Consider the following 21,528-nt stretch of genomic DNA (forward strand, 5'->3'; position numbering starts at 1 on the left):
GGGGAGACGACGCGCAGCCGGAGGGTCCATGGCCGGAGCACCCCCACGTGACGACACAGCGCCCGGAGCGGAGCTGTCCCTCTACGGCGACGAGCTGGAGCCCGGAGCGCTGGTAGGCCTCTGGGTGGTGGAGGCCCGCGTCCATCCCGGCGTCACCGCGTGGCTCTACCGCGCGAGCCATCTCTCCACCCGCGCGCCCGCCGCGCTGAAGGTGGTGCGCGAGCAGTACAACCACGTGAGCGAAGTGCTCCGCCGCTTCAAGCAGGAGGCGGACACGCTCCAGGCGCTCCGCCATCCGCACATCGTGGAGGTGCTGGAATACGGCGAGCTGCGCGATGGCCGGCCGTGGCTCGCCATGGAGTGGCTGGAGGGAGAGAGCATGGACCGGTGGCTCGCGCACCGGGGCCCCTTCTCCGTCGCCGAGGCGCTCACGGTGATGGAGGAACTGGGCGGAGCGCTGCACTTCGCGCACGACCGGGGCGTGCTGCACCGCGACCTCAAGGCGCAGAACGTGATGGTCCTCCCGCGCGCGGAGGGCTTCACGGTGAAGCTCGTGGACTTCGGCATCGCGCGAGTCCAGGCGCCCGAGGGACTTTCCGGCCTGACGAGCGCGGGCGCCGTGCTCGGCACCCCGGTGGCGATGGCGCCGGAGCAGATTCGCGGACAGGCCGTGGACGCGCGCACGGACCTGTATGCGCTCGGCGTCCTGCTCTACCAAATCCTCACCGGACGGCTCCCCTTCGAAGGCACGAGCGCGGTGGAGGTGGAGGAGCAGCACCTGCACGCCCCGCCCCCGCGCCTGGGCGAGCGGGTGCAGGCACCTCCCGTGCTGGAGGCCGTGGTGCAGCGCTGTCTCGCGAAGCGCCCCGAAGACCGGTGGCCGGACGTGCCCGCGTTTCTCGAAGCCCTGCGCGCGGCGCTGGCGCCTGTCACATCGCCCCCGTGGGCCGCGGGCCTCTACGTGGACGTGCGCTTCCCCGAGTCCCACGAAGAGCTCACGGACGAGGACTTCGACGCGAAGGAAGCGGCGCTGGATGCGGCCCGCGCCGCGCTGGAGGCAGCGGGGTGGAGCTTCGCGGTGGACGGCGGCAACGTCCTGCTCGCCTGGAATGCGCTCCCGGCGGAGTCACAGGCCCGGGCCCAGGCGCTGACCGCCGCAAGGGCGCTCGCGGAAGAAGTCCTCATCCGAGCGTGCGAGGTGGCTGGCTCCAGGGTCCACGTCCGCGTCTACGCGCACACGGCGACGGGCGAAGTCACGCGAGACGCCCAGGGCCGGCCGAGGCTCGCCAGCGGGGACCTGCTGCGGCTGGACCTCTGGACCACGGGAGGCGCGCCCGGAACGGTGACGTGGGCCGACAGCACCCTGCCCCGCTGAGGGCGGCGGCTCCCCAGCGACAGACGCTCGTGCCGCCGCACGATGCGCGAAGGAGTGGCATCCGCCCAACTGCCCGGTTCCTACCCCGGCGTTTTCAGTCGCGCTCCGCGTCCCTGCCCATATTCACTCACGTTCCACCCACCCACAGGGAGACGCGATGGCCAGGAAGATGAAGGCGGTTCAGGTGCGGCAGGCCCGAGGTCCACTTGAAATCGTCGAGCGGGACGTGCCCGAGCCCGGCCCGGGGCAGGTCCGCCTCGCGGTGGAGGCGTGTGGCATCTGCCACAGTGATGCCATCACCAAGGAGGGCTGGATGCCCGTCCAGTACCCGCGGATACCGGGCCACGAGGTGGTGGGGCGCATCGACCGGGTGGGCCCCGGGGTAACTGCCTGGAAGGAGGGCCAGCACGTGGGCGTGGGCTGGCACGGCGGCCACTGCGGCCAGTGTGACGCCTGCCGCGTCGGCGACTTCGTCACCTGTGTGGCGCAGCAGGTGTGCGGCATCAGCTACGACGGCGGCTACGCCGAGTACATGGTGGCTCCGCAGGATGCACTCGCCCGGGTGCCCGAGGGCATGAGCTCGGAGGACGCCGCGCCCCTGCTCTGCGCGGGCGTCACCACGTTCAACTCCCTGCGCAACATGGAAGTGCGGCCGGGAGACCTGGTCGCGGTGCAGGGCATCGGCGGGCTCGGACACCTGGGCATCCAGTACTCCCGCAAGCTCGGCTACCGCACCGTCGCCATCTCACGTGGTGGGGACAAACGGCAGCTCGCCCTCGAGCTCGGAGCGCACGAGTACATCGACACGGAGAAGGGCTCGGCGGCCGAGGCCCTGCAGAAGCTCGGCGGGGCGCGCGTCATCATGGTGACGGCGTCAAGCAGCAGCCTCGCGGGTGAGCTGGTTGGGGGTCTGGGGCGCAACGGCACGTTGCTGATTCTGGGTGCGGGCAGTGAACCCATCCAGGTCAGCGGCCTGCAATTGCTCTCGAAGCGCCAGCGCGTGCAGGGCTGGCCGAGCGGCGTCCCGCAGGACTCACAGGACACCATGGCCTTCAGCAAGCTCGCCGACGTGCGCTCACGCAACGAGGTGTTCCCCCTCGAGCGCGCCGCAGAGGCCTACGAGCGCATGATGAGCAACCACGCCCGCTTCCGGGTGGTGCTCAAGATGCGCTGAGCCGCACACGTGCGACGGGACGGGGGGGCGCCCCGTCCCGCGCCGGGTCACCCGACGAGGCGGGGCGAGTCCAGCGGACGCAGGCTCTCCTCGATGAAGCGCACGAGCGTGGCCATCAGCCGCTTCCGCTCCGCGCGCTCCTCTCCGAAGATGGCCAGCTCTATCTCCCCGAGGTCCGGGAAGCCCTCCTCGACGGTGAGGGCCCGCAGTCCCGTCATGGCGCTCTCCGGGAGGATGGCGGCGCCCAGCCCCGCGCGCGCCGCGGCGATGACGCCCATCACGCTCTCGCTGTTCGCGTTCGACCTGTCGTCGTTTGACGCGGACGCGCTCGCCCTTCCCCCACCTCGCCTGCGCCGGCTGCGGGTGCTGGACGTGTCCAGCGCCGTCTGACGGTTGAGGGAATGAAGCTGCGTGAAGGGGCTGGAAGGCGTCGCGGGCAGGCGCCCTTCCTAGGGTCCGAAGAACAGGCGGCCCAGGCCTTCGCCCAGCGCGTTGCCGAACTGTCCGACGATGCCGTACTTGCCCGACGCCGCATCCTCCACGAAGCGCTCCCGGGCGTCGGGGTCGCCCAGGCTGGCGATGGCGTTGCCCGCCGCATTGCCCGACTGGAGGAAGATGCCGTAGTCGCCGTTCTGGGACTTCTGGGCCAGCGCCTCCAGGCCCTGGGTGTCCCCGGTGATGGCGGCCTCGGCCAGCGTCACCGCCGTGCCGACGACGCCGTTGAGCGCGTTGGAGACGTGCTGGCCCGTCACGGCATCCACCGCGCCCAGGCCCGCCAGGCCCGCCCCCTTGCCGAACAGATAGTTGGTGACGCCCGCCAGCACGCCGTCCACGACCTTGCCCGCCTTCGTCTGGGCCGGGCTGTTGGCCGCCACGCTGAAGCCGTTGGTCGCCGCGCCGGCCGCGGTCAGCGCGTCGCCAATCGCGCCCAGCGCCCGGGTCTGCTTCGTCAGGTTGGCCAGCTTGGACTTGTTGGCGGCGAGGAAGTCGTCCGCCCGCCGCAGCGCCGAGTCGAACGGCTTCAGCTTGTCCGCCTTGAGCTGCGTGGCGACCTGCAGCTGGCTGCGCAGCCGGGCCACCACCTCGGGGTGCTTCTGGACGGTGGGGTTCTTGAGCAGGTTGTTGATCTGCCCGATGGTCTTGTCGAACCCGCGCGCCACCAGCGCGCGGCCAACGGCGATGTTGGCGCGGTTGTTGAGGGCCGTGTTCACGCCCTGCTGGGTATTCTGGAGCTTCGCCCCGATGTGGAGCTTCTTGTCCAGGGCGTAGAACAGGCTGCCGGCGGCCCCTCCCCACGAGTTGAGGGTGCTGCTCACCTCCGAGGCCTGCTGCAGCGGGGTCTTCTGCTCCGCCTTCTCGGCGCCCTTGGCCCGGGCATCCGCCACCTGGAAGCTGCTGTCCCCGGAGAAGCCCGGGGTGCGCGCCTTGACCTCCGGCGCTGGAGGCTTCGGCTTGGGAGGCTCCGTGGGGAGGGTGGGAGTCCGCACGCTGCCGGCATTGCCAACATTCGAAACGCTCATGGGGGGGCCCTCAAAGGGTGGGCACGGCACCGACCCGGGTGTCCGCGGCTGTCACTGCCGGCAAGATGCAGCCTGGGAATATCGGTTGCCTTTCGAGCGGATTTTCGGCGCCGCGAGGGCGGCTACCAGCCGCAGTGCAGGTGGTCGTAGTGGCCGGCCGGGTCGTTGCTGGGGCCGAACACCTCGGTGGCGCCCAGGGCGCGGCACGCATCCATGAAGGCGCGCGCCGTCGCGCTGTCCCCGTAGATGCGCACACCGTTCACCTCGTCCACGTCGAAGGCGCGCCCCTGGAAGTGCAGCGAACCGGGGCTGTGGTCCGCGCCAGCGATGGCCGTGACGAAGTAGCGGTAGTTGCGGCTGGAGATGAGGTTCTTCATTCCATTGAGCAGGTTGCCGGTGAGGAAGACGGTGGTGCACGGCGCGTTGCCGTAGCAGCTCGTCTTCGACGCCCGGCCGGCGGCCGCGTCCTTGATGTTGTTGAGCGGGTCCGCGCCGTCGAAGCGGCCGAACGTCTGGTCCCACAGGGTGATGGTGCCGGCGTTGTGGGCGTTGAGGATGCTCTGCGCGGTGGCGCTGTTGCCGCCGCCACAGCGCGTTGTCTGCGCCACCAGGGCGTTCCAGGTGTTCAGCCCCACGACGCCGTCCACGGGAGTCAGGCACTTCTTCGTCTGGAAGTCGCGCACCGCCGTGTCCGTGGCCGTGGCGAAGACGCCGTCCACGGTGATGGCGGTGTAGCTGTAGCGGTTGCGCAGCTGGTCCTGCACGGCGCGCACCGCGTTGTTCGAGTTGCCCTGGAACACGGTGACGATGAGCGCCTCCCAGGTGGCGGGGCCGATGATGCCGTCGGCGACGAGTCCCTTGGATTGCTGGAAGGCCACGGTCGCCGAGTAGGTCGCGCTGTCGAACGAGCCGTTGACGCTCAGCGTCCTCCCGTTGTGCCGCAGCAGGTACTGGGCCGTCACCACGTCACGGCCGCTGTTGCCCTGGCGGACCACCGGCCAGGACAGCCCCGACACCGACTGCTCCACCTGGCTGACCGGCGTCTCCGCCAGCGCCTCCACGGGCAGGTCACCGGCGTCCTCACCACAGCCCGCCGCCAGCATCGCCGCCAGCAGTCCGGAGACGAGGCCCCTACCGGAAGAAGGCAGCCATCCCTGCATCATCGTGCGCATCGTGCTCTCCATGTTCGAATCCAGGTCGCAGCTCCGCCGTGCAAGGCTCGCCCCCCCGGGCACACGCCCTTGCCGGCCATGAAATGGCGATACGGGTGGCGTCCTTGGGGCAGGCCGTGGCCGTGGCCCGCTGCTACTTCAGAGGGGCCGCACCGCGTTCGGGCCGGGGGGAGAATGGGAGTCAGGGCACGAGCGCGGGCGGCTGTCCCCGAGGATGCAACCCCGGATTTCCGGTTGCATTTGCGCGCGCGCCTTCCGGCGGCCGCTACTCGGGTGGGAGCAGGCGCTCCAGGCTCATGTCCAGGTGGCTGCGGATGAGCCGGTTCAGGCTGGACAGCTCCGCCTCGGACACCGGCAGCCGCTGCAGGAGCAGCGTCCGCGTCCGCCCCACCAGCGCCTCGCAGACCTGGCGCAGCCGCCGGAACATCGACACCCGGTGGATGCCATGGAGCGCCGCCAGCTGGGGCGTACTGAGCCCGTCGATGAAGTGCCGCCGCAGGAGGTTGCGCTCCGCGGGCTCCAGCGACGCCAGCGCCTCCTCGAAGGCGCGCTTGAACTCCACCTGGTACTCACGCCGGGCGTGCTGCAGCTCCACGTCCTCCGCGGCCGCCGGGAAGCTGTCGAACAGCTCCTCGTCCACGCCCACCTCGGGCGACTGCTGGCGCAGCAGCATCAGGCCCTCGCGCGTCGCCACCGCCCGCACCCACCGCCGCAGCTCTCCCCTTCCCCCATACAGGCCGATGCGCGGCTCGGCTCCGTCCTCCGACACCAGCAGCTTGCGCCGCAGCTCCTGCAGCAGCTCGTCCCGTTGCGTGGCGGACAGCCGCAGGCGCACCAGGGCCGCCCCCAGCTCGGGCACGTAGTGCTTCTCGAAGCCCCTCAGCGCCGCGGCGTCCCCCCGGGTACAGGCGAAGACCAGGTAGAGGTCCGCCACCTTCAGCGCCTCCGTGCCCTGGCCCGCCGGCGGCAGCCGCCCCGCCAGCCAGCGCAGGAAGTCCGCGGGGGCCACGGCGACGTCAGGCCAGGCGCTCCGCGCCGCCTCCACCAGCCCCGCCAGCTGCGCGTCCTGCTCTGCGCTCACTCAGCGCCTCCCCGTTCCGGCCGGATGGCCGCACCATTTTTACATGAAGTACCGTTCTCTCTAGAATCCTGCCATGCCATCCGCGCCCCCCTCCTCCGGGTCTGGTCCCCTGGCGCCGGAGTCGGGCTGTCTGGACGACAACACGGCCATCGAGTTCGTGGAGGGGCTGTGCACACCCCAGCAGGTGGAGGCCATCGAGCGCCACGTGGATGGGTGCGTCGCCTGCCGACAGCTGCTGTCCGCGCTGGCCCGCGACAGCGTCGTCGCCCCTGCCCCCGGGCCCTCCGGCCTCCGGAGTCCCCTGGCCGAGCCCCCGGCCTCCTCCGAGGAGCAGCTGCTGGAGGCGCGGCTGGAGCGAGGGCGCCTGGTGGGCCGCTACCTGCTGCTGGACAGGCTGGGCGTGGGCGGCATGGGCGTCGTCTTCAGCGCGTATGACCCGGAGTTGAATCGGAAGGTGGCGGTGAAGCTGCTGCGCGTGGGCACGGCGCACAGCCGGGAGGGCCAGGCCCGCCTGCTGCGCGAGGCCCAGGCCATGGCGCGGCTCCAGCACCCCAACGTGCTGGCCGTCTTCGACGCGGGCACCTTCGGCGACGAGGTCTTCATCGCCATGGAGCTGGTGGACGGCAGCACCCTCACGCAGTGGCTGAGGTCCGCTCGGCGCTCCTGGCGGCAGGTGCTGGACACCTTCCTCGGCGCCGGGCGCGGGCTGGCGGCCGCCCACGCCGCGGGCCTGGTCCACCGGGATTTCAAGCCGGACAACGTCCTCATCCGCAAGGACGGGCGCGTGTGCGTCACCGACTTCGGCCTCGCCCGGGAGCTGGGCGCAGCCAGCGCCGCCGCCCTGCCCGCCCCGGGCCCCATGGAGGTGACGGACGCGGCGCAGCTGACGCGCACCGGCGCGCTGCTCGGCACCCCGGCCTACATGGCCCCGGAGCAGGTGCGCGGCGACGCGGTGGATGCCCGGACGGACCAGTTCAGCTTCTGCGTGGCGCTGTACGAGGCGCTCCACGGTGAGCGGCCCTTCGCCGGCGAGACATGGGAGGCCCTGCGCCAGAGCATCCTCGGCCATGAGGTGCGCGCCGCGCCCAGGGGGGTGAGCGTCCCGCGCTGGCTGCGCGGGGTGGTGCTGCGCGGCCTGAGCCGGGAGCCTGGCGCGCGCTTCCCCTCCATGGACGCGCTGCTGTCGGAGCTGGAGCGCGGTCCGCGGGCCGTGCGGCGGCGGCGGGCGGCGGTGGGCGCGGTGCTGCTGCTGCTGGGCACCGGCGTCGCGGGCTACCAGGACCTCCATCAGCGGCGGGAGCGATGCCAGGACGCGGGCACGCGGTTCGCGGGCATCTGGGACGCGGAGCGCAAGCGGACCCTCTCCGAGGTCTTCCTGGCCACCAGGCAGCCCTATGCGCGGGACGCCTGGGCCCGGGTGGAGCGCACGCTGGACGACTACACGGCGCGCTGGACGCGCGAGTGGACGGAGGCGTGCGAGGCCACGTGGGTGGAGCGGCGGCAGCCGCGGGAGGTGCTGCACCAACGCAACCAGTGCCTGGACGGGCGCCGGGACAAGGTGCGGGCCCTCTCGGACCTGTGGGTCCAGGCCTCCGCCAGCGAGGTGCGCGAGGCCGCCAACCTGCTGGGGACGCTGCCCGGCCTGGAGGCCTGCACCGCCCGGGGTGTGCAGCCCGCCGGGGCGCCCATGACGCAGGCGCCGCGGGCCTCCCCGGAGCTGGAGGTGCTCCGCACGCGGCTGGCGCGCATCGAGGCGCTCCAGGCGGCCCGCAAGGAGCGGGAGGGGTTGGAGCACGCCCGGGCGGTCCACGCCCGCGCGCGGGAGCTGGGCGCGCGAGCGCTCGAGGCCGAGGGCCTCTTCTGGCAGGGGCTGATGCACCTGGGGCTCAATGAGGAGGCGGAGGCGGAGCGGCTGTTGACGCAGGCAGCCCTCGCGGCCGAGGCGCTGGGGATGGACGAGCTGAAGGCCCGCGCGCAGATAGAGCTGGTCTGGGTGCACGGCCTGCTTCGCCACCAGCTGGAGCCCGCCCGGGCGTGGGGCCAGCAGGCGCAGGCGACCCTGGAGCGACTGGGGGGCGCCTCCCACCTCCAGTACCTGCTCCACCGGAGCCTGGGCGGCGCGCTGTACGACCAGGGCCGGTACGCGGAGGCCACCGAGCACTTCCTGAAGGCACGCGAGCAGGCCGGCGCGGTGCTGGGCGAGGACCACCCGCGGATGGCGGGCATGTGGGCCAACTGCGGCATGGGGCTGAGCGCCCTGGGCCGCTTCGAGGAGGCCACCGAGGCGGTCCGCCATGCGCTGGAGCTGGGGCTGAAGTGGCTGGGGCCCCGCCATCCCCGGGTGGCGCACATCCAGAACAACCTGGCGACGTTGCTGCTCCAGCAGAAGCGGGCGGACGAAGCGCTCCCACTGGCTCGCGAGGCGGTGCGGACCTACGAGGCCTCGGGCCAGGAGAGCCCGGGAGAGAGCCGCGCGAGGATGTTCCTGGGCCACGCCCACCTGCTGCGCAAGGAGCATGCACCGGCGCTTCAGGAGATGGAGAAGGCCCTGGCCGTCGGAGAGCGCGTGTTCGGCCCCACCTCGCCGGACCTCGCCGACATCCTCACGGGCCGGGGAGAGGTCCTCTCGGCCCAGGGGCGCAACGCCGAGGCGCTGCTCTCCATGCAGCGGGCCCTGGAGCAGCAGGTCCAGGGACTCGGGCCGGAGCACTTCACGCTGGGCAACACGCTCCTGCGGCTGGGCAACGTCCAGCTCGCGATGGGCCGCCCCACCCCGGCCCTCGCGAGCTTCGAGCGGGTTCTGCGGCTCCAGGGCATCGAGCAGTACGAGCCCATCCTCGCCGAGGCGCGCTTCACCGTGGCGAAGATGCTGGAAGCGCGCCCGGACCAACACGAGCGGGCGCGGGAGCTGGCGCGGCAGGCGCTGGAGTTCTACGTGCGCCACCCCTGGGACAGGGAGGAGAAGGCGGCGCTGGAGGCCCTGCTGGCCCGGCTGGCGCCGCCCGCCTCGAAGTAACGCTTTGGGTTCAAACCCAATCGCTCTCGGTGAAAGGCCTGGCGTTGCGCGTTTTCAACGCAACCGGGACCTCGGATTTCCATCCAGTCCTGTGGCAGCGCATGAAAGCGCAGCCTTTGCCTTTCACAAACACAGGAATCCTTCATGTCTGGTGATTCGAAGCATGGGATGTTCGCCAAGGGGCTGGCGTTCGCCAGCGCCCTGGCGCTGATGGGTTGCGGCTCCCAGGAGGCCCCGGAGGCCGCCGACACGCTCGAGACGCGGGAAGCGGCGCAGGTCGCCGACGGCACGTTGGGGCTGCCCACGCTGTCGCAGCTGCAGCCGCTCAGCTTCAACTCGGCCACGCCGGGCAAGATCCTCTTCAGCAGCAACAACCCGGAGACGGTGTCGCAGAACGGCGTGCTGTTCAGCACCCAGGTGGACTTCGCCGCCCAGCGCGGTGACCCGAACTTCGTCAATGGGAACAACGTGAAGCCCTGGGCGTACACGGTGAACGCGCCGCAGGCCACCTTCACGGGGGACCGGAACCTGGACCCCACCTGTCCGCTGGGGGCGGTGCGAGACATTGGCGTGTACATCGCGCACATCATGGCCAACAACGGCTACGTGAGCCTGGGCGTCACCCCCACGGTGAACACCACCGTCGAGGTCGCGGGCAACCTGGCCATTGGCCCGTGGGACACGCAGAGCCCGGACTTCGTGTCCAACTGGGTCGCCCAGGAGTACTTCTTCAACCCCACGGGGATGCGGCGTGTGAATGTCGCCGTCACGTCCGGCCGCTACAACCAGGTCGCCGTGGCCGGCGGCTCCGGGAACTACATCGACGGGCGGCTGAACATCCGCATCGCCCAGGGCGCTCCCGCCGCCTGCTTCTGGGTCCACACGGTGGCCCAGTCGTCGACGACGGCGGCCACGCAGCTGCCCACCTTCCCCGCGCGCGGCAACGTGGCCTGGGTGGGCTGGAACGGGGGGGCGGGCTATGGACGCGGGTCCAGCGTGTTCTCGGGTGACAAATACGCGGGCAGCCAGTCCTTCTCGCTGCCCGGGCCCAACTTCGCGCGCGGCTACATCGTGTCCAACGCGGCGCAGAGCTTCGGCGCGAAGTTCCGCTACCTGGACTCCGCGCAGCTCAACTTCGGCAACTACGGCGTCTTCTACGACCAGGCCTTCACGGTGACGAACAGCAGCACCACCTGCATGTACGTGCGGGCCGAGTTCGTCGGCTACGCGCTGGTGGGCTCGACCGAGCGGCCGACCTACGACACCTTCGCCAGGAACGGCACGCTGTCCGTGTTCTGGAATGGTCCCATCCGCTACTACAACAGCACGGTGACGCCAGCGGCCTGGTCGCCGGTGGAGGACGCCATCGTCTGGCCCACGGCGAGCAGCGACCCCGCGCTGGCGGGCAGGATTCCCCCGTCCATCCGTGACGGCATCGAGCGTCGGCGCATCGAAGGGGGACAGACCACGACCTTCCAGTTCCAGTTCGGCGTGCCCGGCCTCATCTCGTCGCCCGGCGCCATCACCTTCACCAGCGAGCCCTGCTAGCGGCCGCTCCCGTGTGCGCCGGGGGCGGCGGGCATCCGCGGCAAGCAAGGGTGCGCCGCGTGCCGAGCTCCTGCCCGCGGCGCGCTTGCGAACGCCGCCTCGCGGCGCGGGTGGGCCCGGCGGCTCAGGTCCGCAGCCCGTGCCGGCGCAGCAGCCGGTACAGGTACACGCGGTCCATGTCCGCGGCGGTGGCGGCCTGGGACACCTTGCCGCCGTGGAGCTTGAGGAGCGCGTCCAGGTACTCGCGCTCGAACGCCTCCAGGGCGCGGCGGCGGGCATCGGCGTAGGGCTGCTTCGGGTCCACCAGGCTGCGCAGCACACCCTGGGGACTCACGTCCTCGGTGGCGGGCGACATGGCGTCCTGGAAGACGAGGCAGCGCTCCAGGTGGTTGCGCAGCTCACGCACATTGCCGGGCCACGCCGCGTGCTGGAGCAGGGAGATGAACTCGGGCGTGCTCAGCGACTCCATCTGGGCGGCGTCCGCGCCGAAGGTCGCGAGGATGCGCTGGGCGATGAAGGGGATGTCCTCGGGGCGCTCGCGCAGCGCGGGGATGAGGATGCGCACCACGGCGAGCCGGAAGAAGAGGTCCGGCCGGAAGCGGCCCGCATTCACCTCGGCGCGCAGGTCCCGGTGCGTGGCGGCAATGACGCGCACGTTGACGGGCTGGTACGTGTTGGAGCCGAGCCGGCGAATCTCCCGGTCCTCCAGCACGCGCAAGAGCTTGGGCTGCAGCTCCGCGGGCAGCTCGCCAATCTCGTCCAGGAAGATGGTGCCGCCGTCCGCCTCCTCGAAGGCGCCCACGCGGCGCTGGAGCGCGCCGGTGAACGAGCCCTTCTCGTGGCCGAACAGCTCGCTCTCCAGGAGGTTGCCGGGGATGGCGCCGCAGTCCACGGTGAGGAACGGCCCCGAAGCACGGGCGCTCGCACGGTGGATGGCGAGGGCCGCGCGGCTCTTGCCGGTGCCCGTCTCGCCCTCCAGCAGCACGGTGGCGTCGCTGGCCGCGGCGCGCTCCATGAGGGCGAAGCTGGCGCGCGTCACCGCGGCGTGCCCCACCAATTCACCGAAGGTGGTGCGCTCGGAGATGAGGAGCCGGTTGCTCTCGGAGCTGAAGTCGAATCGCACGCTGACGCGGCCCAGGCGGAGCACGCTGCCGCCGCGCAGGTAGGCCTCGCGCACGTGGACACCGTCGAGCACCGTGCCGTTGCGGCTGTCGAGGTCCCTCACGCGGGCGCCGTCACGGTCGATCTTCACCTCGCAGTGGAAGCGCGACACGGTGGGCTCTTCGAGCACGAGGTCGTTGAGCGCGTGCGAGCCGATGGAGAAGGTGTCCGCGTTGGAGTCCTTGACGAGGCCCGGCTGGGGCCCCTCGAGGACGGTGAAGCGGAAGCGGCGGACGGCGCCGGAGAAGCCCGGCCGGCCCTCGCCGACAGGCCGTGTCTGCTGGACGTCCTCGGGGCCCTCGGGTGGACGGCCCGCGCCCGGCGGTCGCTCGGAGATGCTCATGGGCGCTGGACGTTATCACGCTAGAGTGAGCGCATGGCCTCTCTCCACTTCCTCGGCGCCGCCGGCACCGTGACTGGCTCCAAGTTCCTCCTCGAGCACGATGGTCGGAAGGTGCTCGTGGACTGCGGCCTCTTCCAGGGACAGAAGGACCTCCGCCAGCGGAACTGGCAGCCGCTTCCCCTCCCGCCCTCCAGCCTGGACGCAATCGTCCTGACGCACGCTCACATCGACCACACGGGCGGCCTGCCCAGGGTGGTGCGCGAGGGCTACGACGGCCCCGTGTATTCCACCCCCGGGACGAGAGACCTGGCGGCGCTGCTGCTGCCGGACTCGGCACACCTGCACGAGGAGGAGGCGCGCTACGCGAACAAGGAGGGTTTCTCCAAGCACCGTCCCGCGCTGCCGCTGTACACGGTGCCGGACGCGGAGCGGGCGGTGGGGCTGATGGAGACGTTCGGCTACGAGCGGCCGAAGGAAATCCTCCCTGGCATCACCCTCACCTTCTACCGGGCGGGCCACATCCTCGGCTCAGCGGTGTGCGTGTTCGATTTGAAGAGCACGCGGCAGCGGGTGGTGTTCAGTGGAGACCTGGGGCGCTACCAGGCGCCCATCCTGAGAGACCCGCAGAGCGTGGCCTCGGCGACGACGCTGGTGGTGGAGAGCACCTACGGCGACCGGCAGCACCGCGAGACGAAGCCGATGGATGCCCTGTGCGACGCGGTGAAGGGCGCGTTCGACCGCGGCGGCGTGGTGGTGATTCCCGCCTTCGCGATTGGACGGACGCAGGAGCTGCTCTACCACCTGCGCCAGTTGGAGGACGAGAAGCGCATCCCCGTGGTGGACGTGTTCGTGGACTCGCCGATGGCGTGCGACGCGACGCCCATCTACCTGGCGCACCCGGAGGAGCACGACCTGGTGATGAAGTCGCTGGTGGAGCGCGGGGCGTCTCCGCTGGCCACGCGGCGCACGAAGTTCGTGACGTCGCCGAACGAGAGCAAGCGGCTGAACATGCACGAAGGGCCGGCGGTCATCATCTCCGCGTCGGGCATGGCCACGGGTGGGCGGGTGCTGCACCACCTGAAGCACCGGCTGCCGGACCCGCGCAACACGGTGCTGTTCGTGGGCTACCAGTCGGTGGGCTCGCGCGGGCGGCGGATGTTGGACGGCGAGAAGGAGGTCCGCATCCACGGGCAGATGGTGCCGGTGGCGGCGGACATCAAGACGGTGAGCGGCTTCTCCGCGCACGCGGACTGGACGGAGACCATGCGCTGGATGGAGGGCTTCGAGTCGCCTCCCCGGCAGACGCTGCTGGTCCACGGAGAGCCGGAGGCGCTGGAGGGCCTCCGGCAGAAAGTACGGGCGAAGGGTTGGAAGGCGTACGTGCCGGGGTACCTGGAGAAGGTGGAGCTGGAATTGGTTGCGTAGTGCGCCGTGAGCCCGGTGCTATCTTCCGCGCGCCATGGCTCAGCCCCTGTTCTCCACGGTCTCCACCGAACTCGACTTCCCCGCCGACGAGCGCCGCATCCTGTCCTTCTGGAAGGAGCGCCGCATCTTCGAGCGCACGCTCGAGGGCCGCGAGGGCGCCCCCAGCTTCGTCTTCTACGAGGGGCCGCCCACCGCCAACGGCCTGCCCCACAACGGCCACGTCCTCACCCGCGTCATCAAGGACCTGTTCCCCCGCTATCAGACGATGCGCGGGCACTACGTCCCCCGCAAGGCCGGCTGGGACACCCACGGCCTGCCCGTGGAGGTGGAAGTCGAGAAGGAGCTCCGCATCCACGGCAAGGCGGAAATCGAGCGCTACGGCGTGGAGCCCTTCACCGAGCGCTGCATCGAGTCCGTCTTCCGCTACACCACCGAGTGGGAGCGCCTCACCGAGCGCATCGGCTTCTGGGTCGACCTCAAGACGGCCTATGTCACCTACCACCGCAGCTTCGTGGAGAGCGTCTGGTGGGCCCTCGCCGAGCTGTTCCGCAAGGGCCTGCTCTACCAGGGCCACAAGGTGGTGTGGTGGTGGCCCCAGGGCGGCACCGCGCTGAGCGCCGCCGAGGTGGGCCTCGGCTACAAGACGGTGGACGACCCCAGCGTCTACGTCGCCTTCCCGCTGCGCGACACGCCGGACACCGCGCTCCTCATCTGGACCACCACCCCCTGGACGCTGCCGTCCAACATGTACGCGGCCGTCAACCCGTCCGTGGACTACGTCACCGTGGACACAGGCGACCGCAAGCTCATCCTCGCCGCCGCGCTGCGCGAGGAGCTGGCCAAGAAGCTCAAGAAGGACCTGCCCGTGCTGGCCACGCAGAAGGGCAGCGCACTGGTGGGCAAGCGCTACACCCCACCCTTCGACACCTACTTCAAGCGCGCCTCGGACGTGGAGCTGCCGCTCAAGGCCGGCGGCACGGACGCGCAGGCCTGGCGCGTGGTGGGCGCGGACTACGTCACACTCGACAGCGGCACGGGCATCGTCCACACCGCGCCGGCCTTCGGTGAGGACGACTACGAGACGTTCCGCAAGGACAGGCCGCGCTTCGCCAACCCGGACGCGCTCGAAATCTTCTGCGCGGTGAAGCCGGACGGCACCTTCGTCGACGAAGTTCCCCTCGTCGCCGGCCGCTTCGTGAAGGACGCGGACAAGGACATCCAGCGCAACCTCAAGGAGCGCGGCCTGCTGCTCGTCGCCGAGCAGTACAAGCACGAGTACCCTTTCTGCTGGCGCGCGGACAACGACCCGCTCATCCAGTACGCCCGGCCCGCCTGGTACATCCGCACCACCTCGGTGAAGGACCAGGCCATCGCCAACAACCGCGCCGTCAACTGGGTGCCCGAGCACATCAAGGAAGGCCGCTTCGGCGACTTCCTCGCCAACAACGTGGACTGGGCCCTGTCGCGCGAGCGCTACTGGGGCACGGCGCTGCCCCTGTGGATTCACTCGGAGACGGGCGAGGTGGAGGCCGTCCCCTCGCTCCAGGCCCTGCGCGAGAAGCCGGGCAGCAACCTGGCCGCGGTGGAGGCGGAGCTGGCGGCCTTCCTCGCCGGCAAGCCGCACGAGGCCAACGCCGAGCACCTCATCGTCCACAAGCCGTGGATCGACAAGGTGACGTACCAGAAGCCCGGCAGCTCGGGACGCTTCGCACGCGTGCCCGAGGTGGTGGACGTGTGGTTCGACTCGGGCTGCATGCCCTTCGCGCAGTGGGGCTTCCCGCATGCGCCGGGCTCGCGCGAGGTCTTCAACCGCACCTTCCCCGCGGACTTCATCTCCGAGGCCATCGACCAGACGCGCGGCTGGTTCTACTCGCTGCTGATGGTGAGCACGCTCGTCTTCGACGAGGAGACGCAAGCCCGCATGGGCCTCACGCCGCCACGCGGCTGGCCGCACCCGTACAAGAACTGCATCGTGCTCGGGCACGTCTCGGACAAGGACGGCAAGAAGGAGTCCAAGTCCAAGGGCAACTACACCCCGCCGGAGATCATCCTCGACGAGGTGCGCATGGATTTCGCGGTGCTGACCGCCGCGGAGGCCGGCATGCCCGGCGAGGCCGGCGTGGCGCTCATCGCCCGCGAGGACCTGGAGGGGCTGGACCTGCTGGAGGGTGCGAAGGTGCAGCTCTTCCGTCCAGACCGGCCGGACACCGCCGTCACCGTCACGCTGAAGGTGCACAAGAAGCTCAAGCGCCGCGTCGCGCTGCTCGCCCCCGCTGAGCTGCAGGCGCTCGGCGTGGCGCCCTCCAAGCGCGGAGCGGACGTCATGCCGGTGGAGGTGCCCCGGCTGGCGCCCTCCGAGCGCGTGGTGCTGAAGGACCCTTCCACCCGCGCACCCGGCGCGGACGCGTTCCGCTGGTTCTTCTTCGCGGCGAGCCCGTCGTGGTCCAACACGCGCCACTCGCTGGCCAACGTGCGGCTGTTGCAGAAGGACTTCCAGGTCAAGCTGCGCAACGTCTACTCGTTCTTCACCATCTACGCGAACATCGACGGCTTCAACCCGGCGGCGGGCAACGCGGACGCCACGGAGGCGCCGTGGCTGGCGGTGCGCAAGAGCCAGGGCTGGCGCGAGGTGAAGGAGCGCTCGGTGCTGGACCGGTGGATTCTCTCGGAGGTGCAGTTCACCCTCCGCGAGGTCTCCAAGTCCCTGGACACCTACCAGGTCTACGACGCCGCCCAGCGGCTGGTGGCGCTGGTAGATGCGCTCTCCAACTGGTACGTGCGCCGCGGCCGCCCTCGCTACTGGGCGCCCGGCTTCGAGCAGGACAAGCGGGACGCGTACTTCACGCTGTACGAGGCGCTCACCACCATCGCCGCGCTGTCCGCCCCCTTCATCCCCTTCTTCGCGGATGAGCTGTGGGGCAACCTGGTGCGCAAGCCCTGGCCGGTGTCCCAGCCGGAGAGCGTGCACCTCGCGCGCTTCCCGGAAGTGGACGCGAGCCTGATGGACGAGGGGCTGGCGGCGGAGATGGGCGCGGTGCGCGAATTGGTGTCGCTGGGCCTGAAGGTGCGCACGGACAACAAGCTGAAGGTGCGCCAGCCGCTGTCGCGCGCGGACGTCATCCTCGCGCGCAAGGAGTTGACGGAGCGCGTGGCGGTGTACCGCGACCTCATCGCGGACGAGCTGAACGTGCACGAGGTGCGCTTCCTGGAGCCGGGCAGCAAGGAGGCGGACGTGGTGCGCTTCCGCGTGCGGCCCAACCTGCGCGCGGTGGGCAGCCGGCTCGGGCCCAAGCTGGCGCCGGTGCGCAAGGCGTTCGATACGGGGGATGGGAGCGCGCTGCACAACGAGCTGCTCCGGACAGGCCGGGTGGCGATGAACGTGGCCGGCGAGGACATGGTGTTTCCGGCGGAGGAGCTGGAGACGCTGGTGGAGGCCACGCCCGGCTACGCGGCGGCGGGCGCGGGCGTGGGCGTGGTGGTGCTGGCCACCGAGCTGACGGAGGCGCTGGTGGACGAGGGCCTCGTGCGCGAGCTGCTGGCCCGTGTGCAGGGCGCGCGCAAGGACATGGAGCTCGGCTACTCGGACCGTATCCGGGTGTGGGTGGACGGCGATGCCCGCGTGAAGCGGGTGACGGACGAGGCCCGTGAGCTCATCTCCCGCGAGACGCTGGCCGCTGAAATCCACGTCGGCCCCGAAGGCCTCGCCGGTAACGAGGAGGAGGTCAGCCTCAACGGCCTCCCCGCGCGCATCCGCGTGGAGCGGGGCTGAGGTCCGCGCCCCGAGGGTGAGCGGCCCGACGCTGTCGGGCCGCTCCTGACCAGGCCGTCACGACGGCCGCGACCTGCGCGGGGGCGGAGCTTCCACGCTCCGGATGACGGCACTCCGCACCGTTCGCCCCGCGCCGGAGCGTCAGTGCACCACCCGGAGCTGGTTGACCACGCGGTCCACACCCCAGACGTACCAGGCGTCCATCTCAGCCATGTGCCGCTGCTCCGGGCTCGGCACCACGCCCGTCAGCGTCACGACGCTGCTCCGCGTGGCCACCTGGATGTTCCCCGCGTCCACGCAGGGGTCCTTCTCCAGGGCAATTCGCACCGCCTCGGCCATCTCACCATCGTTGTCCTGCTCGCGCGGTTCCACGCCGAGGCCGTTCACCACGTCCCGCACCCCGGGAATCCACCACACGAGCACCTCGGCCAGCCGCTTGGCTCCCAGCCCGCCCACATCACCGTCGAGCGTCACCACCCCGTCCTCCACCCGGACCTCGAAGGCGCCGCCCCGAGAGCCCTGCACCGGGGCGCGCAGCTCGCGCACCTCCGTACCATCCCGGCTGCGCACGCCGATGTGCCGGAGCGCTGACTCCCCGAGCAGCGCATCGCAGGCATGCTGGCGCACCTCGCCATCCGTCATCGGCCGGGCCGGCCTCACGCGGAGCTTGTCGATGATGCGGTCCACACCCGGCACGGCGGCCGCCCGCTCGAGGGCCAGCTTCTTCGCGGCCACGTCCTCGACCTCGCCCTCCATGAGGAGGTCACCCCACTCGATTCCGAGGCGGATGGGGTGACGCCGCAGGTCGATGCGCGGCTCGCCGCTCAGTGCGTCGTGAACCGTCCGGGTGAGCTCTTCGGGCGTGGCCACTCTCCACCTCCTGAGGTCGGAGGGCCCACCGTCCGCGGGCCCTCGCGCCAAAGGTAGCGACGACCTCCAGAGGAGGATGGCGCCGACAGGCGACCGGGGCCTCGGTCAGCGTGGACGGGCCCGAAGCGCACCCGGCGGCTTCACGGGAGGCGCTGATTTAACTCGGTTTAATTCACCCCGCTTCGGACTCCCTGCGACAACTGGATGGAAAGTTTCCGCTCCGAGGTCGCCTGCAATGATCCAGTTCTTCCGCTCCCCGCCGCCGCTCCAGTCCGCCCGCCGCGAGCCCACGCCCGCCCCGGCCGCGCCGCCGCCGCCCCCGAAGCCGGCGGAGGTGCCTGGGAAGAACGTGAGCACGTTCGAAGGCGCGAAGCCGCCGAACCTCACGGTGGCCAGCACCCTGCGCACGGAGCAGCTGGGCGACGGCCGCGCCAACTGTCTGGAGAAGGCGGTGGGGCTGGCCCGGCCCGGGGACTCCATCATCCTGATGAGCGACTCGAAGGACGGCGTCGGCCACGCGCTCGTGCGCAGGCCGGATGGCTCCGTGGTGGACCCCAACCACCCGGAGGTGCGGTACGAGACGCTGGGCCAGTGGCAGGCGCTGCACCCGCGTTACGGCCAGCCCGTGACGGTGCCTGCCGCCCAGGTGAAGCAGGTGCTCTCCACGCCTCCGGGAGAGAAGCGCGACGCGCTCATCGGGCAGCTGGGGCTGTCCGGCGTGGCCAACCGGAAGGTGGCGGACGAGGAGCCCCTCTGGATGGCCGTGTCCGTGGAGAAGGGAACCAACCTCCGGAGCGAGCCCTCCTACGAAGACGACGGGACCATCCAGACCTTGCTGCCGAAGGGGACCAAGATGCAGGTCCTTGGCCCGAACGAAGACAGCGACTGGCTGAATGTGCAGCTGGAGGATGGAACCCAGGGCGTGGTGTACAAGCACAACCTGGCGAGGACCGAAGCGCCGCCACCGCCCCCTCCGCCGCCGCCGCCGCCCGCGCCCCCGCGCTTCTCCGAGTGGCTGGTGCAGGGCACCCAGCCGCCCGGCATGAGCGCCAGCACCTGGAACGACCTGGGAGCGCAAGGCCAGAAGGACTACATCCAGGCCGAGCGGGAGAAGGCCGTGGCAAAGGCCTGGCCGCAGCCGGAGTTCGACGTCAATGCCCCGCCGCCGCCCTTCATCGACAGGCAGTCGTGGAGCCACATGCCGGTGGATGCCAGGCAGACCGTGTTTCAGCAGCAATGGCAGGCGGCCGTGCGCGAGCAGACGGAGCTGCTCTTCAACCCCGACGGTGTGCCTGACGGCGGAGTGCGCATGGAGCATCCGTTCCTCGGCGTGGGGAGCGACACGGGCTGGGGCAAGGTGGGCGAGTGGCTCGCGCTCGCAGCGAACGAGGCTCCGGAGTTCGCCGCGCAGTACTTCAACATGCAGAAGGTCTTCGGCGAGGACTGGCAGCCCATTCACACCAACCTGTGCGGTCCGCTGGCCGCGGGGGCTTCTCTCGGAATGTCGCCCGAGGAAGCGCTCACCACCTTCAAGGACCTGGTGGAGGGCGGTGAAGACGTGCTCCGAGGCAGCGGGGCGACCAACAACGCCCAGTTGCAACAGATGTACACGGGCGGCTGGTCAACGGAATACATCCCGGGCCAGCAGCCCCCCGAGGACCTGGCGAAGCTCCTTGCCGATGGCAAGAAGCTCCTCGTGTTGGTGACCATCCACACCACCCGGAGCGGGGACGGCATGCTGCGCGTCTATGACGGCACCCGGACGCCCACGGACCTTCCCCCAGACGAGATGGCCGCGGCCAAGAAGGCCAACGACAAGAAGCGGGTGCCGCACTGGGTGGACGTCCTCGCGGTGGAGCAGACCGCCAACGGAGACTGGATGGTGCGCGTCTACAACCCGTTCGAGAACCGTGAGGAGGCCTATTCCTGGGACGAGTTCAAGGCCTCGTGGAGCAAGACCGGGGGCATCAACGCCGACAATACGGAGTGGACCAACAGCGCCTACGCCCTGCTCGTCGCCACCCCGCCGCCCGCGGAGTGACGGGAGCCACACCATGGATTCCGCGCTTTTCTGACGCAGCGCGGGAAACTTTTCTGTGGAGTCTCAGAGAATAGGGGCGTTCTCTCATTTTCCAGGGAAAGGACCAGCCCCCCATGGTCGCCATTGCCCGAGCCTCCTCCGCCACCGCGCTCCGCCAGACGGCGGCCCTCGCTGCTCCGCCCACGCTCCGTGAGGGCTCGAAGGGCGCCTCCGTGGTGACGCTGCAGAACAAGCTGAAGGCCGCGGGCTTCAACCCCGGCGCCGCGGACGGCTCGTTCGGTCCGAAGACGGAGGCCGCGGTGAAGTCCTTCCAGCGGGCCCGTGGGCTCACTGCTGACGGCGTCGTGGGACCGAAGACGTGGGCGGCGCTCAACAAGCCGCCCGCGTCCTCCGGTGGCTCCGGCCCCACGCTGCGCGAGGGCGCGAGGGGCGAGCCGGTGCGCGCGCTGCAGAAGCGCCTCAATGCACTGGGCTTCAATGCGGGCACGGCAGACGGCTCCTTCGGTCCCAAGACGGAGTCCGCGGTGAAGGCGTTCCAGCGGGCGAAGGGCCTGACGGCCGACGGCGTCGTGGGCCCGAAGACGTGGGACAAGCTGGGCATCAAGGTGTCGGGCCCCGTGACGCAGGGCCCGGGCGGTGGCGGCAAGGTCGTCACGGGCTATGTGAATGGCACGCCCCGGAACATCACCGTCGCCTCCATTCCCAACGGGAAGGTGATGCGCTCGGATGCGGCGGCCGCGTACAACCGCATGTATGCGGATGCGAAGGCCGCGGGAATCACCCTGAAGGTGAACAGCGGCTTCCGCACCATGGCGGAGCAGCAGGCGCTGTACCGCGCGTACCAGAACGGCACGGGCAACCTCGCGGCGAAGCCTGGCTACTCCAACCACCAGGGCGGCATCGCGGTGGACATCAACGTGGGCGGCACCGGCACCTCCACGTACCGCTGGCTGGCGGCGAACGCGAGCAAGTACGGCTTCGCGCGCACCGTGCCTTCCGAGCCGTGGCACTGGGAGTTCCGCCGCTGAGCCGT

The 21,528-nt window shown here is 70.6% G+C and carries 15 protein-coding genes; 9 read left to right on the forward strand and 6 right to left on the reverse strand.

What is annotated here, in order from left to right:
• The first annotated feature begins 28 nt into the window (after positions 1-28).
• The gene (locus tag ACX9TP_RS28655; protein ID WP_482973811.1) at positions 29-1,375 is read left to right on the forward strand and encodes a serine/threonine-protein kinase; all 1,347 of its coding nucleotides are present in this window, start codon (positions 29-31) and stop codon (positions 1,373-1,375) included.
• Positions 1,376-1,532: 157 nt separating this feature from the next.
• Complete coding sequence (locus ACX9TP_RS28660) at positions 1,533-2,549, forward strand: alcohol dehydrogenase (protein ID WP_482973812.1); 1,017 nt, start codon at positions 1,533-1,535, stop codon at positions 2,547-2,549.
• Between the two features lie 47 nt (positions 2,550-2,596).
• Here the strand turns inward: ACX9TP_RS28660 and ACX9TP_RS28665 are convergent, their stop codons facing one another.
• Positions 2,597-2,827, reverse strand: coding sequence for a hypothetical protein (locus tag ACX9TP_RS28665; RefSeq protein WP_482973813.1), 231 nt, complete (start codon positions 2,825-2,827; stop codon positions 2,597-2,599).
• On the opposite strand from ACX9TP_RS28665, the gene ACX9TP_RS28670 reads away from it, so the two are divergent.
• Entirely contained in the window at positions 2,817-2,939 is a 123-nt protein-coding gene (locus tag ACX9TP_RS28670) for a hypothetical protein (RefSeq protein WP_482973814.1), read from the forward strand. The two genes, ACX9TP_RS28665 and ACX9TP_RS28670, sit on opposite strands and share 11 nt — an antisense overlap.
• Positions 2,940-2,998: 59 nt before the next feature.
• Here the strand turns inward: ACX9TP_RS28670 and ACX9TP_RS28675 are convergent, their stop codons facing one another.
• From ACX9TP_RS28675 to ACX9TP_RS28685, 3 genes are all read right to left on the reverse strand, one after another.
• Positions 2,999-4,069 (reverse strand): hypothetical protein, encoded by a 1,071-nt coding sequence (locus ACX9TP_RS28675; RefSeq protein ID WP_482973815.1) that lies wholly within the window; start codon positions 4,067-4,069, stop codon positions 2,999-3,001.
• Positions 4,070-4,191: 122 nt separating this feature from the next.
• Positions 4,192-5,253 carry a peptidoglycan-binding domain-containing protein gene (locus ACX9TP_RS28680; protein ID WP_482973816.1) on the reverse strand — a complete coding sequence of 354 codons (1,062 nt, stop codon included), beginning with the start codon at positions 5,251-5,253 and terminating at the stop codon, positions 4,192-4,194.
• A 253-nt stretch (positions 5,254-5,506) separates the two neighbouring features.
• A complete protein-coding gene (locus ACX9TP_RS28685) occupies positions 5,507-6,322 on the reverse strand; it encodes a sigma-70 family RNA polymerase sigma factor (protein ID WP_482973817.1) in 816 nt (271 codons plus the stop codon).
• Positions 6,323-6,395: 73 nt separating this feature from the next.
• On the opposite strand from ACX9TP_RS28685, the gene ACX9TP_RS28690 reads away from it, so the two are divergent.
• Positions 6,396-9,338, forward strand: coding sequence for a serine/threonine-protein kinase (locus ACX9TP_RS28690; RefSeq protein ID WP_482973818.1), 2,943 nt, complete (start codon positions 6,396-6,398; stop codon positions 9,336-9,338).
• A gap of 144 nt (positions 9,339-9,482) precedes the next feature.
• Complete coding sequence (locus tag ACX9TP_RS28695; protein ID WP_482973819.1) at positions 9,483-10,886, forward strand: hypothetical protein; 1,404 nt, start codon at positions 9,483-9,485, stop codon at positions 10,884-10,886.
• Between the two features lie 124 nt (positions 10,887-11,010).
• On the opposite strand, the gene ACX9TP_RS28700 is transcribed toward ACX9TP_RS28695, so the two are convergent.
• Positions 11,011-12,390 carry a sigma 54-interacting transcriptional regulator gene (locus ACX9TP_RS28700; RefSeq protein WP_482973820.1) on the reverse strand — a complete coding sequence of 460 codons (1,380 nt, stop codon included), beginning with the start codon at positions 12,388-12,390 and terminating at the stop codon, positions 11,011-11,013.
• Positions 12,391-12,423: 33 nt separating this feature from the next.
• Between ACX9TP_RS28700 and ACX9TP_RS28705 the strand changes: the two genes are divergently transcribed.
• Together ACX9TP_RS28705 and ileS are read left to right on the forward strand one after the other, a co-directional pair.
• Positions 12,424-13,815 carry an MBL fold metallo-hydrolase RNA specificity domain-containing protein gene (locus ACX9TP_RS28705; protein WP_482973821.1) on the forward strand — a complete coding sequence of 464 codons (1,392 nt, stop codon included), beginning with the start codon at positions 12,424-12,426 and terminating at the stop codon, positions 13,813-13,815.
• A 34-nt stretch (positions 13,816-13,849) separates the two neighbouring features.
• The gene (ileS, locus tag ACX9TP_RS28710) at positions 13,850-17,584 is read left to right on the forward strand and encodes an isoleucine--tRNA ligase (protein WP_482973822.1); all 3,735 of its coding nucleotides are present in this window, start codon (positions 13,850-13,852) and stop codon (positions 17,582-17,584) included.
• Between the two features lie 141 nt (positions 17,585-17,725).
• On the opposite strand, the gene ACX9TP_RS28715 is transcribed toward ileS, so the two are convergent.
• Entirely contained in the window at positions 17,726-18,454 is a 729-nt protein-coding gene (locus ACX9TP_RS28715; protein WP_482973823.1) for a BON domain-containing protein, read from the reverse strand.
• A gap of 235 nt (positions 18,455-18,689) precedes the next feature.
• Here ACX9TP_RS28715 and ACX9TP_RS28720 point away from each other — a divergent pair, with 235 nt between their 5' ends.
• Entirely contained in the window at positions 18,690-20,495 is a 1,806-nt protein-coding gene (locus ACX9TP_RS28720) for an SH3 domain-containing protein (protein WP_482973824.1), read from the forward strand.
• Between the two features lie 113 nt (positions 20,496-20,608).
• Entirely contained in the window at positions 20,609-21,523 is a 915-nt protein-coding gene (locus ACX9TP_RS28725) for a peptidoglycan-binding protein (protein WP_482973825.1), read from the forward strand.
• Positions 21,524-21,528 lie beyond the last annotated feature (5 nt).

The organism is Pyxidicoccus sp. M15 (assembly GCF_056858435.1).

What these genes read in the sequence shown, in the direction of transcription:
- ACX9TP_RS28725 (WP_482973825.1), top strand. Translation starts at nt 20,609, where the DNA reads ATGGTCGCCATTGCCCGAGCCTCCTCCGCCACCGCGCTCCGCCAGACG.
- ileS (WP_482973822.1), top strand. Translation starts at nt 13,850, where the DNA reads ATGGCTCAGCCCCTGTTCTCCACGGTCTCCACCGAACTCGACTTCCCC.
- ACX9TP_RS28720 (WP_482973824.1), top strand. Translation starts at nt 18,690, where the DNA reads ATGATCCAGTTCTTCCGCTCCCCGCCGCCGCTCCAGTCCGCCCGCCGC.
- ACX9TP_RS28675 (WP_482973815.1), bottom strand. Translation starts at nt 4,069, where the DNA reads ATGAGCGTTTCGAATGTTGGCAATGCCGGCAGCGTGCGGACTCCCACC.
- ACX9TP_RS28660 (WP_482973812.1), top strand. Translation starts at nt 1,533, where the DNA reads ATGGCCAGGAAGATGAAGGCGGTTCAGGTGCGGCAGGCCCGAGGTCCA.
- ACX9TP_RS28705 (WP_482973821.1), top strand. Translation starts at nt 12,424, where the DNA reads ATGGCCTCTCTCCACTTCCTCGGCGCCGCCGGCACCGTGACTGGCTCC.
- ACX9TP_RS28665 (WP_482973813.1), bottom strand. Translation starts at nt 2,827, where the DNA reads ATGGGCGTCATCGCCGCGGCGCGCGCGGGGCTGGGCGCCGCCATCCTC.
- ACX9TP_RS28695 (WP_482973819.1), top strand. Translation starts at nt 9,483, where the DNA reads ATGTCTGGTGATTCGAAGCATGGGATGTTCGCCAAGGGGCTGGCGTTC.
- ACX9TP_RS28700 (WP_482973820.1), bottom strand. Translation starts at nt 12,390, where the DNA reads ATGAGCATCTCCGAGCGACCGCCGGGCGCGGGCCGTCCACCCGAGGGC.
- ACX9TP_RS28680 (WP_482973816.1), bottom strand. Translation starts at nt 5,253, where the DNA reads ATGGAGAGCACGATGCGCACGATGATGCAGGGATGGCTGCCTTCTTCC.
- ACX9TP_RS28670 (WP_482973814.1), top strand. Translation starts at nt 2,817, where the DNA reads ATGACGCCCATCACGCTCTCGCTGTTCGCGTTCGACCTGTCGTCGTTT.
- ACX9TP_RS28690 (WP_482973818.1), top strand. Translation starts at nt 6,396, where the DNA reads ATGCCATCCGCGCCCCCCTCCTCCGGGTCTGGTCCCCTGGCGCCGGAG.
- ACX9TP_RS28655 (WP_482973811.1), top strand. Translation starts at nt 29, where the DNA reads ATGGCCGGAGCACCCCCACGTGACGACACAGCGCCCGGAGCGGAGCTG.